Source organism: Calothrix sp. PCC 6303 (assembly GCF_000317435.1).
GTDB lineage: Bacteria > Cyanobacteriota > Cyanobacteriia > Cyanobacteriales > Nostocaceae > PCC-6303.
The window spans coordinates 4629420-4644912 of record NC_019751.1 but is presented as its reverse complement, the minus strand read 5'-3'; the positions used below and the strand labels follow the sequence as shown (position 1 = coordinate 4644912).

The following is a 15493-nucleotide window of genomic DNA, read 5'->3' as shown; positions in this document are numbered from 1 at the left end:
AATTTCTGGGTAATGCATATTTAATTGTTGGAAATATTTTTTCCGAGGGGAAAGAAAAATACAGGCTGAAATTTACTCCTTTGCAAAAATCATTAAATGCTGCTGCGGTAGCAATCTCTGAGTCTCTTGCCACTGTAAACCAACCGCTTGCATTTCTTGCTTCACTTGCTTCTGTGTCATTTTGTGCAGTCCCTTAATGGCAATAAATGGATTTTCTCCTCGATATTCCACCAAAGCCACTCTACCCCCAGGTTTCAACCCCTGAAAAATCCCCTCCATCATCTCGCGGGGATATTCAAATTCGTGATATGCATCCACCATAATTGCCAAATCCACACTTGTAGCAGGTAAATTAGGGTTACTAATGCTTGCTAAAATCGGTTCAACATTATTTATTTGCTTTTCTTGCTTAAAAAACTCAATAATATCTAGCATCTCTGGTTGAATATCTACAGCCAAAACCTTACCCTGTGTTAGTGTGGGAGCAATCAGAAAACTCAGATAACCTGTACCTGCACCAATATCAGCAACAACATCATCAGGTTGCAAGTGCAAAGCGTCAACAATTTTACTAGGTTTTTCCTCAACTTCTCGACTAGGACGTTCTAACCACATTGCTCCAGTATGTCCCATAACATGGGCAATTTCCCTTCCCATATAAAATTTGCCAATCCCATCGGGGTTGTGAATCGTGCGCTGTTGATAAAATGTTTCTTGGATGGTAGAGGCTTCAACACAACGGAGGTTTGTTTCTCCAACTGGTAAAAGCCAGCAGTAGCAGAAAAACAAAATTGAAATCAACAGTTTTTTAATCACAATCAAAATTAGATTTCCGATATTTAAGAAATATTCTGTGATCTTTGCAAAGTCGTTGTCAAGAATTTGGGCATTTGGGCACTTGATCTGAAATTGGATTCACTTTATATTTTTGACTCAGTATACAATATCAAAAATTACTTGTATTACCTTCAATGCAGTCATCTACTTTACTCAAAAGTCTTGCTGTTGGAGTATTCAGCTTTTCAGCATGTTTCAGTATTACTCAACTTTCCACGATTGCAGATACATCAAAGCAGATAAAAATTATTACCAAAGCCAAGCTGACATTATCAGGACATACCGCACCAGTTCGTGCATTAGCACTTTCTCCAAATCAAGAAATACTTGCTAGTGGTGATGACAATAAAATCATCAAGTTATGGGATGTAAAAACAGGAAAAAAACTATTTGATTTAACTGGACATGTAGAAGCAATTAAATATTTAGCTTTTACTCCAGATGGAACAATAGTGGCTAGTTGCGACAACCAAACAATTAAATTTTGGGATAGTAGAACTGGAAAAATTATCAGAAATCTAGTGGTGCCTAAAAGTAATATTTCATCATTTGTTATCACTCCAGATGGAAGCAGATTAATGAGTAGCAGTGAAGATAAAATAATTCGTTTTTGGGATATAAAAACAGGCAAAGTTCCGCTAATTTTAAAAGCAGAAGCAAGAGTTTTAGCAATTAGTCTAGATGGAAAAAAATTATTCAGCGGCGGTGAAGCAAAGGGCAAAGTTCGTGTTTGGGATATTGCTACAGTTAAGCAACTTCAAACTTTTTTACCACCAGTAAATAAACAATCTTCTCTCCCTGCATCTGCTAGTTTATCGCTAGCAGTCACCCCAGATGGAGAAACATTGATGAGTGGTGGTTATAATGATGATTTTCAATCTACTCCATTACAACAGACTGATGGGAAAAACCTCAAAGCTTGGAATTTAAAAACAAGTAAACTAAATTATAATACATCTGTAAATAGTCCCGGTGTCGATAGTTTAGTTATTAGTCCAGATGGAAAAACATTCTTTGCCAGTGGTTTGAATCAACAGGCAATGATTTACGACATTAAAACGGCAAAACCATTAATATCTTTACAGGGACATGCAGGGGGAATATATGCTTTTGTCTTCACACGCGATCGCACAACTGTATATAGTGGTAGTGGTGATAAATCCATTAAAGTTTGGCAGCTACCTAAATAAGCCATAAGATTACACTGGGCGCGATTGTTTGCGCCCACAATATTATATCCCAACTACTATTATCTAAATCAACTCCCATTCCTTAGAAACAGTAATTATCGAACTACTGGAAGCTGTAGTATCATTCACAAACCAAGCAAAATTCTCACCAGTTTGTCTATTACGCCAGAAAATATCAGTCTTGCCGTCATTATTTAAATCACCAATACTATACTCTAAAGCAGCATCAGTTTTTGGTAAAAATGCAGAAGTTGAAACACTGGTACCATCCATCAACCAAGCATTATTTTCGCCAGTTTTTTCATTTCTCCAGAAGATATCAGTCTTCCCATCTCCGTTGAAATCGCTAATTGTTGCTTTCCAATCAGAACTCACATTACCTAATGTTCCTCCGAAGATGAAAGTTCCATTCATCAACCAAACAGTATTTTCTCCTGTTTCTTCATTTCTCCACAAAATATCTGTTCTCTGATCACCATTAAAATCCCCAGTAGTGTAGTTCCAAAAAGTATCAACTTTCTGTAGGAAAGAAGCATTAATTTGTGTACTATCCATAATCCAAGAGGCAGTTTCTCCCGTGCTATTATTCCGCCAAAATAAGTCAGTTTTGCCATCACGGTTGAAATCAGCAGTTGTAAAAGACCAAGATAAATCAGTTTGCGTTAAATAGGCAGCAGTAGTTACTTTTGTGCCATCGATTAACCAAGTTGCATTTTCTCCAGTGGTGTTATTGCGCCAAAAAATATCACTTTTGCCATCACCGTTGAAATCAGTAATAGTAGAACTCCAATTACCATCAATTTTTTCCAAATTTACAGTGGAAAAAACATTAGTTCCATCAATTAACCAAACAACATTTTCTCCTGTTTTTTGATTGCGCCAAAAAAGATCGCTTTTACCATCACGATTAAAATCACCTAGCTGAAAATTCCAATCAGAACTAACTTGAGGTAATATAGTCCCATTTACATTAGTTCCATCCATTAGCCAAATGGCTAATTCTCCAGTTTGTGAATTTCGCCAAATTTTATCATTTCTTCCGTCACCGTTAAAATCTGCATAAGTTGAAGGACTACTAAACATCGGATTAGGATTAGGATTACTAGCAGGAAGTGCTGCTTGTTCTGATGCGCGTCCAAAATCGGATAATGTGTTTAAATCATTTTGACTATGTGGAGACGAATGAAGATAGTTGGATGAATTATTTGTAACTGCAACATTCAAGGGGTTTTCTGATGCAAACATGATGTTTACTTATTCCTAACATTTATCAAAATTTTATCTTTTCTGATAATTAAATCTGTTCTAAAATAACAAACAATTTATCCTGAAATGTATCTTATATACATATTATTTTTATATCAAAATTAAATGTTTTAAGTAGTGAGAAATATTGATAGATCCTCGATTTAAAATAAACCGAGGATCTATCTCACTCATATTTCATGAAAGCTGGAACTTATTAGTATGTTATCCATCCCTTAGGAGTAGTAACAGTATTAGTGCTGATGGGATTTCCTTGATCATCAACAGACCAGATCATGTTCTCACCTGTGTCAGCATTATTCCAGAATATATCTGCTCTGCCGTTACCATCAAAATCACCAACACTATACTTCCAATTTGATCCTAGTTGGGGTACATCTTGCTCAGTAACAGTAGCACCATTCATCAACCAAACCTTGTTTGTTCCGGTGCTTTCATCACGCCAGATAATATCAGTTTTACCGTTACCATCAAAATCTGCAATACTGTACTTCGAGCCAGCACCCATAGTTGCCAAATCTGACTGAACAGCAGCACCAGTAATATCAAATGTCCACAACTTGTTTTCACCAGTTTGGTTATTGTGCCATAAAACATCAGTCTTCAAATCGCCATCAAAGTCACCGGAAGTCAAATCCCAACCAGCACCAAAGCTTTGTAACCCGGCACCATTAACTTTGGTTCCATCCATGTACCAGATAGCATTTTCACCAGTACTCTTATTGTGCCATAGCAAATCAGTCTTACCATCGCGGTTAAAATCGCCAGCGCGGGAAGTCCAATTAGAATCAGTCTTGGTGAGCATTTCAGCAGAGGTAATAGTGCCACCATCCATCAACCAAACAGCATTATCACCAGTTTGCTTATTATTCCACACTAGATCAGTTTTGCGATCGCCATTTGTATCCGCGATACTAAAATCCCAGGCTTTATCTAGAGTTGCTACACTAGTTTGGGAAACAATATTTGCGCCATCCATCACCCAAACAACTAATTCACCTGAGTTTTTGTTACGCCAAAATAAATCGGTTTTGTTATCACCATTGACATCAGCAATTTTCATATCCCACTCAGCAGCGCTTTGTGGAAGCATCACACCATTAGGATTGCCACCATCCATCAACCAAATTGCAGTTTCGCCAGTTTGAGTATTAAACCAAATCTTGTCAGTTTTGCCGTCACCATTAAAATCTGGATTAATAGCAGCACTAGTTACATAAGGATTAGGATTAGGATTAGCACTAAATAAAGATGATTTACTGATACTAGAAGTCGTATCTAATTTATCTGTAAAACCACCAGAACTTTGAACATAAGCAGATTGTCTTGCATCCGTAGAAAGCTCTGAAGATTTGTTTGATTCAAACATAGTTTTTGTTCATTGACAATGTTCATCAACCTTTTTACAACCTATTTGCAACTAGATTTGTTAGTTAATAACATCTACAATGTTTTTGGGACTTTTTTCTAAATTTAATTAGTTAACTAGTAACATTGATTAAAATAAACAAAACTAGCTCATTTTAGTCATCAAATCCACATCATTGCTGACAAGTCTACCGTCCTCCATATAAACAATTCGATCAGCAATATCCAGTATTCGATTATCGTGAGTCACCAACAAAATAGTACAACCTTGTTCCTTTGCCAACTTCTGCATCAACTCCACCACATCCCTTCCCGACTTTTTATCCAAAGCTGCTGTCGGTTCATCAGCCAAGACAATCTTGGGACGACTTACCAAAGCACGGGCAATCGCTACCCGCTGTCGTTGTCCCCCCGACAAATTTTCTGGGTAATAATCAACACGTTCACCTAATCCAACATGTTCCAAAATTTCCACAGCAACGGCATTTAAATCCTGGTGTAAAAACTCCTCATGCAACTCCAAAGACATCCGCACATTTTCCTTAGCAGTCAAAAACATCATCAAATTGTGCGCCTGAAAAATATAACCAATATTGCGACGAAGTTGCGTTAACTCCCTTTTATTCGCACCACAAATTTCCTGACCTAAAATATTTAAACTGCCCTCCTGCGCTGAACGCAAACCACCCATCAAAGTCAATAAAGTAGTTTTACCCGAACCCGAAGGACCAGTCATAATAATAATTTCCCCCGCCTGAATCTGCAAATTGATATCAGACAAAGCCTGCTTTCTTAAACCTCCCTCCCCAAAATAGTGATTGAGATTACTAATAGAAATAACCGCCATATATTGACCCCCTTTTTATTCCTCTCTTGTATTTCCCTCTTGTATTTCCCTCTTGTATTTCCCTCTTCTCTTTCTCTTTCTCTCTTCTCTCTTCTTCTCTGCTACCTCTGCGCTTCCCAGCCTACGGCAAGCCGCAAAGCGTCTACTGCGAAACTCTGCGTTAAAACTCTTATATTAATTTCCCATCAAAAAATATCAGCAGGATCAGCACTCCTCAACTTACCCATCGCCACAAACCCCGAAATGCTACACATCACAATCGTCATCACAAACACCGTCACAGCCCTTTCAGCCGTCATCACAATCGGCAACATCGTGGCATTCGCCGCCAAAACATACAAACCAGACACCACAAAAAAACTAGGAATATAACCCAACACAGCCAACAACAAAGCCTCCTGCATCAGCACCCCAAACAAATAGCCATCGGTATATCCCATCGCCTTCAAAGTGGCATATTCAGGTAAATGATCAGAAACATCAGAATAGAGAATCTGATAAACAATCACAATCCCCACAATAAAACCCACACCAACACCAATACCAAAAATAAAACCAATAGCAGTACTATTCGCCCAATAGGTTTTTTCAATTTGAGCAAACTCTTCAGTCGTCAACACCGAAACATCTTTTGGTAGATTTGCGATCAGTTGTTTTTGTATCCTTTTAACATCGCTTCCCGGCTGTAAATTAATTAAACCCAACTCAATTTTTTCCGATTTTCTATCAGCAAAAAGGTTCAAAAAAGTGGAATCACTAGTAATTATATTTCCATCTGCGGCAAAAGAAGCCCCATTAATAAACAGACCTTCAACATTTACAGATTTACTATTCAATTCAGTTTCAAAAGTTAAAAAATTCTCCTTAGTTACTCCATAATCTGGTCTGCCAGCAATATCAAATAACACGGTATTCAATTGTTTTATTTGACCCAAATTCTGATTGACCTCTGGCATTTTGAAAGTCTTCAGCAGCGGATCTACACCCCAAACTAAAATAGTTCTTTCCAAACGGGTTTCTGGATTGCGCCATTGTCCAGAGGCAATATAAACAGGAGTAGTAGAAACAACCCCCTCAGATGCCAAAGTTTGATATAACCGTTCACGGGGAAAACTTTTCACGGCAAAAAGGGTTTGCATGTAAGGATCAATTAACACCAAATCGGCATTTAATTGACGGTGAGGCAAAATTGAAGCATCATATAATGCACTCTCAAAGCCCATTTGGAGCAGCATTAAAATGTCAGCGAAGGCAATACCTGCAACGGCAACCAAGAGGCGAGTTTTCTCCTTCATTAGTTGTCGCCATGCAAGCGGTGTTTTCTTGAATATTTTCGGTGGCATAATATAGGAAGAGAAATAAGATAATTAGATAGGAGTGATGATGCTTTGTTGATGATGAAGATGTTTTTGCCGCATTAATAAGAATACGGGAAGACTAAAAGAAATTCCTACTACTAAACAAAGTATAGGAATCCATAAGTTTCGCATTTGGATTCTTGTACCTTCGGCAAATATCATAACTATGACAACAACTGCGGAAACAAATACATCCATACCAAAAAATGTAGATATTCGATTAATAAATAATTGATGGATGAAAAGTTCCAGATTTAATCCATGTTCCACAAGGAAGGGAATAAATTGTGATATTGGCAGAGTAAATCCGAGAAGGCAAAGTAAAAAGTAGGTTAATTGCAGCATGTAATTGTCTCCTTGGAATTTTCTAAAACAAACATCCGTTATAAATAAAAGCAAAAGATCTATAATTCAATTGCAGTTTGTACTTGTAAATTAGTTAACCCAGATACACGATTCACATCCTCCTGATTTATCAAGATTTTGACTTCGATAACCCTTCTATCCATGTTTTCACCAGGTTGGTTAGCAAAGGTATTTTGACGGTTCACCTGTAATCCAATTTGTGATACTGTCCCTTTGACTTCCCCTGTGAATGCTTGTCCAGTGATTATTGCCTTTTGTCCCAATTTCACCTTGGCGATATCACTTTGATATACCTCTGCAACAGCTAGCATTTGCTGATTCTGTGCCATTTCGGCAATGCCATCATCCGAAATCTTCTCACCAGGGCGACTATGAATTTTGAGGATTTGTCCTGCCATAGGGGCGCGAATATATGCTTCTTCGGCTTCAGTCTTAGCTTGCTGCCAAGATGCAGTAGCATTTTCAATTTCGGCTTGTGCTACCGTGATATCTACATTCCGAACTTCAGCAATACTACTTAATGTGGCTTTAGCTTCAGTTACTTGTTTTCCACCTGTGGCATTGATACGACTTAGGGCAATCTTGGCTTCACTTATTTGCTTGGAATTAGTGGCATCAATCCGAGTTAATACTGTTCTGGCTTCACTTATTTGTTTATTTCCCGTCGCCTCAATTCGTGTCAAAATCGCTTTTGCCTCACTCAACTGCTGACGGGCTGTTTCCACACTCAACCCCTTACTATCAAAGAGGGAAGCGGAAATCGCACCCTGTTGGGATAACTGTCGGTAACGCTCATATTCAGCTTCGGCGTTTTTTAATTCAGCGGAAAGCTTGCCAATTGTCGCTAATTGTGCATCTCGATCTCCCACTAGCTGTGCCGCCAATCTATCAATTACTTCCTGCTGCCCAACTCTATCCCCTTGCCACTGTGCTTGGAGACGAGCGATAGTTTCTTGCTGCCCAATTTTATCACCTTGAGTTTGCGCCTGAAAACGTCCCACTGCTGCCTGCTGTGCCCGAATATCCCCAGTTTTAGCACCAGCTTTGACTTGGGCGAGTTTTGCCTTTGCCATGGCAACCTGTTTTTCGGCAACTAGGGCTGCATCCCGTAAGCGATCGCGTGAATCCAGAACCGCAATAATTTGCCCTTTACTCACCTTATCACCTTCAGCAACCATTACAGCCAGCACGCGATCGCCATCCAAGTTGCTGGGTGCAGATAGTTGAATTACCTTCATTTCCGGTTCCAACCGTCCCAAAGCTGTCACCTTTTTGATTTCTGGCAGGGTTTCTGCTTTTGGAGATGTAGCTTTGCCGATGATGCCAAACTGCGAAACCCCATAATAAATAACTCCCCCAGTAATTACTATTGCCCCAATAATTAGAGCAATCATTTGTTTATTTCCGGGTTTTGTAAATAAATTTAATGTCATCAAGATTCCCCTAGATAGATTTTGAATGATTTTTGGATTACTTTTTTAAGTTATTCACATATAAACTCAACATTTTTCCCAAAAGTTGACATTGTTCATTAAAATCAACCATTTCGTTAGCTAATATTTTTTCAATAATGATGCCATCAATAAATGAAATTACAAAATTTGCTAATATTAAATCTTCCACGCCTAATAAGTCATAAACCAACAAAACAAATCTTTGTAAAAGCCGCTCCCAAAAATCATTCTGCCTAACTTCCTCTGCATCTTGGGTTTGGAAGAAATCAACCATGATATACATCCATTTAACTTGGTAATCTTGGTTTTCAGTTAAATATCTACCCACAAAATTGAGTTTATTTTCTATTCCTTCGATTTCTTTAAACTCAGCAGATACTATTAAAATATCCCTAGTTGTCTCCTCCTCGACTAACTGCTCGAATAAAGCCCTTTTGCTAGGAAAATAGTGGTATAAGGTTCCTGTAGAAACCCCTAACCCTTGAGAAAGATGGCGCATCGTGACTGCACCATATCCCCTCTCGGCGAATATGTTGAAGGATTTGGCGAGTAATTCTTTGCGATACTGCTTATGATCTACTATTTTTGGCACAGCACTGTTTTTATTGAACGCTCGTTATTTTATAATGTTACAGATTAGTGCAGATAAGTCAATAGTTGCAAAATCAGTCCGTAAATCCCTGCCTCAATTTGGGAACAATAGATGCGAAAGGTTTAAACATTCATCAATATGCTTACCACTCAAGTCAATATTCCTGGATATCAAGTTGACAAACAGATATATAACGGTTGTAAAACCATAGTTTATCGCGGGTATCGAGAAAGTGACTCATTACCTGTGGCAATCAAATTATTGAAAAATCCTTATCCGACTTTCAGCGAACTGGTACAATTTCGCAATCAGTATACCATCGCTAAAAATATCAACTCATCCCTAATTCTGCAAACATACAGTTTAGAAACATATAAAAATAGCTACATATTAATAATGGAAGATTTCGGGGGAATTTCCCTGAATCAATGGGAAGGGAAAGAGAAAATATCAGCCAATTTAGTTGATTTTCTGCAAATAGCGATCGCACTCACCGACGCTTTAGATATTCTCTACCGCCACAACATTATCCATAAAGATATCAAACCAGCGAATATATTAATTAATCCAGATACAAAAAAAATTAAATTAATTGACTTTAGTATTGCATCATTGCTACCACGGGAAACTCAAATACCAACGAATCCCCATGGGTTGGAAGGAACACTAGAGTATTTATCTCCAGAACAAACAGGAAGAATGAATCGCGGGATTGATTACCGAACTGATTTTTATTCCCTTGGGGTCACTTTTTACGAATTACTCACCGGAGGATTACCATTTCAGTCAGATGATCCCTTGCAATTAGTCCATTGTCATATTGCAAAACAACCACCACACACAGCACATAACGGCGAAATTCCTCAAGTTTTGTGGGACATCATCATGAAATTGATGGCAAAAAACGCCGAAGATCGTTACCAGAGCGCTTTAGGGCTAAAATGCGATTTAGAAAATTGCCTATCTCAGATCAAAGAAGCAGGTAAAATAGAAGACTTTAAAATCGCGCAGTGGGATTTATGCGATCGCTTTATCATTTCAGATAAGCTATATGGACGGGAAGCAGAAATAGCGACATTATTAACAGCATTTGAGCGTGTTACCTGCGGTGCGACAGAAATTATGCTAGTTGCTGGTTTTTCAGGTATTGGGAAAACAGCAATTGTTAATGAAATTCATAAGCCTATCATCCAACAGCAAGGCTACTTTGTCCAAGGGAAATTTGACCAATTTAATCACAATATTCCTCTATCTGCTTTTGTTCAAGCCTTACGAGATTTAATGAGGCAATTGTTAAGTGAAAGTGATAGCAAAATTGAGTATTGGAAGAGTCAAATACTATCAGCTATCGGCAACAATGGACAGGTAATTATCGAAGTAATTCCCGAACTAGAACAAATTATCGGATCACAACCTATAGTTCCCCAACTTTCAACGAATGCTGCCCAAAATCGGTTGAATTTGCTCTTTCAAAAGTTGATTGCTATCTTTACAAGAAAGGAACATCCACTGACAATTTTTTTCGATGATCTACAATGGGCAGATTCAACATCTTTAAATTTAATCAAACTTTTAACCACCGAAATCACTCCAGGATATCTATTTATCATCGGAGCTTTTAGAAATAATGAAGTATCTAGTAATCATCCGTTAATTTGCACTTTAAATGAAATTAAAAATGCTGGCATAACTATTAATACTATTACTTTATTGCCTTTGAGTGTTTCCGACAATAATCGTCTAATAGCTGATGCCCTTAAATGCACTTTAGAAGAAAGCTTAGATTTAACTAAATTCATATATCAAAAAACCCAAGGCAACCCATTTTTCAATAATCAGTTTCTCAAATCTCTCAAGGAAAATGGATCAATTACATTTAATATGGATGCCAAAGCTTGGGAATTCGACATTAATCAAATTTACACATTAGACTTAAATGATGATGTAGTTGATCTCATCGTAACTCAATTAAAAAACCTTCCTCAATCAACTCAGAATAGTTTAAAATTAGCCGCCTGTATTGGTACCTCTTTTAAGTTGAAAATATTATCAATTATTACTGAAAAATCGCAAATTGACACAGCTAATGATCTCTGGCAAGCTTTAAAAGAAGGTTTTATTTTGCCTAGAAACGAAGCCTCTAAATTTTCTCAATCTAATATTGTCCAGGATAATAACAAATTAGACAATATTTTTATTTTTGAGGATTGTGAATATAAATTTTTATATGATCGTGTACAACAAGCAGCTTATTCTCTGATTCCAGAGGAAGAAAAACCAGCAACTCATTTAAAAATTGGACAATTAATCATAGAAAACAACTCTCCAGAAAATTGCCAGGAAAATATTTTTGAAATTGTTAATCAATTAAACATTGGACGGGCTTTAATTAATCAAGAATCTGAGCGAGAGCAACTAATTATTTTAAACTTGACTGCGGTACGTAAGGCTAAAGCCGCAACAGCTTATAGTGCAGCAAGTAACTACCTAGCAATCTGTATTGAATTATTACCATTTGATAGTTGGAACTCTCATTATGACTTAACTCTTAAGTTGTATGAAGAAGCTGTAGAAATTGCATATTTAAATGCAGATTATCAGCTAATGGAAGAAATGATAGAAATTGTTCTATCTCAAGCAAAGACTTTAATTGATAAAATTAAGGTTTATGAAACTAAAATCTTAGCTATTAAAGCTAAAAGCCAACTTAGAGAATCAATTGAAGTTGGATTAGAATTATTGAAATTATTAGATGTCGAATTTTCTAAACAACCAACTTCCGAAGATATTGGAGAAGCATTAACAGAAACCTTATTAGCGTGGAAAGAGATTTCTATTCCTAGCTTGCTGGGGGCAAAAGAAATGAGTGACCCCATCAAATTGGCAGCAATGAGGATTCTCACGCAATTGACACCATCAGCCTACCAGGCTTTTCCAAGTTTAATGCCATTACTAATTTTTAAGCAGATTATTTTTATAATTGCTGAAGGTAATTGCCCAATTTCTGCTTTTTCCTATGCAGATTATGGTTTAGTACTTTGTGGAATAGTTGGTGATTTAGATGCTGGGTACAAATTTGGTGAGTTGGCTTTAAATATTATCGATCGCTTTCAAGGCGATTTCTATAAATGCCGCACATATTTTATTGTTTATTCTCACATTCATCATTGGAAATCGCCTTTGAGTGCATCCCTACCTTTCTTTTTGGAAGCATATCAAGTTGGTTTAGCACATGGAGATTTAGAAAGTAGTGCATTAAACGCTCAAATGTACTGTTGTCACGCTTATTTTGTCGGAAAAGAGTTAGTTGCTTTAGCATCGGAAATGGATATTTATAGACAGGCAGTTGAGGAACTCAAACAGCAAGGAGCTTTAACTTCTCTTGAAATTTGTCAACAAACAGTTTTAAATTTATTAGGGCATTCTGACGATCCTTGTCAATTGGTGGGAGATATATATGACGAAAACGAGTCATTACCCTTACTCAAAACACTTCATAATCGTGCAGCTATTTATCACCTTTATTATCACAAAACTGTTATTTCCTACTTGCTAGGAAAATATCAGCAAGCTGCATTTTATGCATCGTTAGTTGAATCCTATGCCGATATAATGCCAGCAGCTTTTACTATACCACTATTCAATTTTTATAATTCTTTATTGTCTTTACAATTATATACATATGCAGAAACAAAACAAGAAAAAAATAACTATTTAAAGAAAGTAGTTACTAACCAAAGACAGCTAAAACAATGGTCTAATTCTGCACCGATGAATCATCTCCATAAGTTTTATTTAGTTGAGGCAGAATATCATCAACTATTAGCTAATTATCAAGAAGCAATCGAATATTATGATCGCGCTATCCGATTAGCTCAAGAAAACAAATACATTCAAGATGAAGCCCTGGCTAATGAACTTGCAGCAAAATTTTATTTGACATGGGGTAAAGAAAGAATTGCCCAATCTTATATTATTGATGCTTACTACTGTTATGTTCATTGGGGTGCAAAAGTCAAAATTGAGGATTTAGAACAGCGTTATCCACAATTACTAGCGCCGATTTTACAAAAGCAGCAACAATCACTTAATGCAAATGAGATCATCCCAATTGCTTCCTTTCACAGCAGCAAAGCTGCTACACTTGGTATCAATAGCATCTCAGAAACATTAGACTTAGCAACAATTATTAAAGCTTCTCAAACCCTATCGAGGGAAATTGAGTTAGACAAACTACTTATTGCCCTGCTGGAAGTTCTGTTGGAAAATGCTGGGGCTGATAAGTGTGTGTTGTTGTTACCCAAAAACGAACAATGGGTGATTGAGGGAATTTGTCAACTAGGACAATCCCCAATTGTCTTACAATCGATACCGATGCAATTAGGTCAATATTTACCAATATCCCTAATTAATTCAGTTAAGCATTCCCTCAAAGCATCTGTGATTTTCAATGCTGTGGCACATGCCAATCTTGCGGTTGATCCTTACGTTCTACATCAACGCCCCAAGAGTGTGCTTTGTACGCCAATTTTGAATCAAGGTAAATTAGTTGGAATTTTATACTTAGAGAATAGCCTGACAACTGGGGCGTTTACAAGCGATCGCTTAGAACTTCTAAACCTAATTTGTACTCAAGCAGCGATCGCATTAGAAAATGCACGAACGTATCAACAGGCACAAAACTACGGAAAACAATTGGAACAATCCCTAGAAGCCCTCAACGCTAGCGAAGCTCGTTTCCAAAAGCTGGCGGATAATATTCCTGGAGTAATTTACCAATTACGTTTGAATCAAAATGGCTCTTTCTCCATGTCCTATATCAGTTCTGGTTGCTATGAATTATATGAAGTAACAGCCGAAGAACTAATATCTACTGGAAGAAGTATCCGTTCTTTTGAGCATCCTGAAGATGTAACAAAAATCGATGAAGCTATACTCAATTCAGCCCAAAATCTCACCCCATTTCAGTATCAATGGCGGATTATTACCCCCAGCGGTCAAATAAAATGGATTCAAGCGCTGTCGCAGCCAGAACGGCAAGAAAATAATGAACTAATTTGGGATGGTGTAATTCTCGATATTAGTCAAAGGCAAGCGGCACTCCAAGAACGCAAACGTGCAGAAACCGAGCGCCAAAAAAAGGCAGAAGCACTGGAAACCGCTTTACAAGAATTGCAACAAACTCAAATTCAGCTTGTACAAAATGAAAAGATGTCAGCCCTAGGAAACCTTGTAGCAGGTGTTGCCCACGAAATTAATAATCCCATCGCTTTTCTTGGTGGCAATATTCAGCCTGCTTTGGAACATATTCAGGATTTGTTTGGGTTAGTGGATTTGTATCAAGAAAAATATCCACATCCAGAAGCTGAAATTGAAAACGAAATCATAGCTATTGATCTGGATTATATTCGTGAAGATTTACCTAATCTAGTTGGTTCTATGCGCGAAGGTGTGAAACGGATTTGTGAAATTAGTAATAGTTTGAGAACTTTTTCCCGCAAAGATAGTAATTGTCCCGTTGCTTGTAATCTCCACGATGGCATTGATAGCACAATCATGATTCTCAAACATCGCCTCAAAGCTTCAGATAGCCGTCCCGAAATTCAAATTATTAAACAATATGGCGAAATTCCATCCATTGAATGTTTTGCTGGGCAGTTAAATCAGGTTTTCATGAATCTGTTGGCAAATGCTATTGATGCATTAGAGGAGTCTAATATTGGATATACCTATGCACAGATCAAGGCAAATCCTAATTTAATTATAATTACAACTCAAATCGCTGATAATCCACGACAGATAATAATTAGTATTAAAGATAATGGCAAGGGAATGACACCAGAGGTCAAACAAAAGATTTTTGATCACTTATTCACAACTAAATCCGTTGGCAAAGGTACCGGATTAGGTTTAGCGATCGCTCGTCAAATTGTTGTGGAAAAACACCACGGAGCAATAGATGTTAATTCTACACTTGGAGAAGGCTCCGAATTTTTAATTAGACTTCCTTTTTAACCTGGATTTGTCGCCAAGTCATCACTTTGGTACGCGATACTCAAAGCCTCGTCGCTAGATTCAAATATGATCCTAATTTGACACACCCTGCCGCACTGACAACTCAAATCAAAACCTGATAAAAACAACACTTTCAAGCTTTTCCCTACTATAAATATACATTTTTGCAGAAAAATAGGCACCATTAGCTTATTTTTTGC

Annotated in this window: 10 protein-coding genes; 2 read left to right on the top strand and 8 right to left on the bottom strand. The window is 37.3% G+C overall.

The genetic code is table 11. The annotated features are described in order from the left end of the window. Positions 1-72: 72 nt before the first annotated feature. Complete coding sequence (locus tag CAL6303_RS18945) at positions 73-720, bottom strand: class I SAM-dependent methyltransferase (protein ID WP_238993836.1); 648 nt, start codon at positions 718-720, stop codon at positions 73-75. Between the two features lie 251 nt (positions 721-971). Between CAL6303_RS18945 and CAL6303_RS18940 the strand changes: the two genes are divergently transcribed. Then, complete coding sequence (locus tag CAL6303_RS18940; RefSeq protein WP_015199434.1) at positions 972-2027, top strand: WD40 repeat domain-containing protein; 1056 nt, start codon at positions 972-974, stop codon at positions 2025-2027. Between the two features lie 63 nt (positions 2028-2090). On the opposite strand, the gene CAL6303_RS18935 is transcribed toward CAL6303_RS18940, so the two are convergent. The 7 genes from CAL6303_RS18935 to CAL6303_RS18905 form a co-directional block, all read right to left on the bottom strand. Further along, positions 2091-3272, bottom strand: coding sequence for an FG-GAP repeat domain-containing protein (locus CAL6303_RS18935; RefSeq protein ID WP_015199433.1), 1182 nt, complete (start codon positions 3270-3272; stop codon positions 2091-2093). Between the two features lie 217 nt (positions 3273-3489). Next, positions 3490-4662 carry an FG-GAP repeat domain-containing protein gene (locus CAL6303_RS18930; RefSeq protein WP_015199432.1) on the bottom strand — a complete coding sequence of 391 codons (1173 nt, stop codon included), beginning with the start codon at positions 4660-4662 and terminating at the stop codon, positions 3490-3492. 144 nt (positions 4663-4806) lie between these two features. Then, positions 4807-5508, bottom strand: coding sequence for a DevA family ABC transporter ATP-binding protein (locus CAL6303_RS18925; protein ID WP_015199431.1), 702 nt, complete (start codon positions 5506-5508; stop codon positions 4807-4809). A 185-nt stretch (positions 5509-5693) separates the two neighbouring features. Next, entirely contained in the window at positions 5694-6851 is a 1158-nt protein-coding gene (devC, locus tag CAL6303_RS18920; RefSeq protein WP_015199430.1) for an ABC transporter permease DevC, read from the bottom strand. Positions 6852-6875: 24 nt separating this feature from the next. Beyond that, positions 6876-7211, bottom strand: a complete 336-nt coding sequence (locus CAL6303_RS18915) for a DUF2834 domain-containing protein (protein ID WP_015199429.1) — start codon at positions 7209-7211, stop codon at positions 6876-6878. Between the two features lie 59 nt (positions 7212-7270). After that, on the bottom strand, positions 7271-8665 hold the full coding sequence (locus CAL6303_RS18910; protein ID WP_015199428.1) for an efflux RND transporter periplasmic adaptor subunit: 1395 nt from the start codon (positions 8663-8665) through the stop codon (positions 7271-7273). A gap of 37 nt (positions 8666-8702) precedes the next feature. After that, positions 8703-9278: a TetR/AcrR family transcriptional regulator gene (locus tag CAL6303_RS18905; RefSeq protein ID WP_015199427.1), complete on the bottom strand. Its 576-nt coding sequence runs from the start codon at positions 9276-9278 to the stop codon at positions 8703-8705. A gap of 138 nt (positions 9279-9416) precedes the next feature. Here CAL6303_RS18905 and CAL6303_RS18900 point away from each other — a divergent pair, with 138 nt between their 5' ends. Beyond that, complete coding sequence (locus CAL6303_RS18900; protein WP_015199426.1) at positions 9417-15293, top strand: AAA family ATPase; 5877 nt, start codon at positions 9417-9419, stop codon at positions 15291-15293. Positions 15294-15493 lie beyond the last annotated feature (200 nt).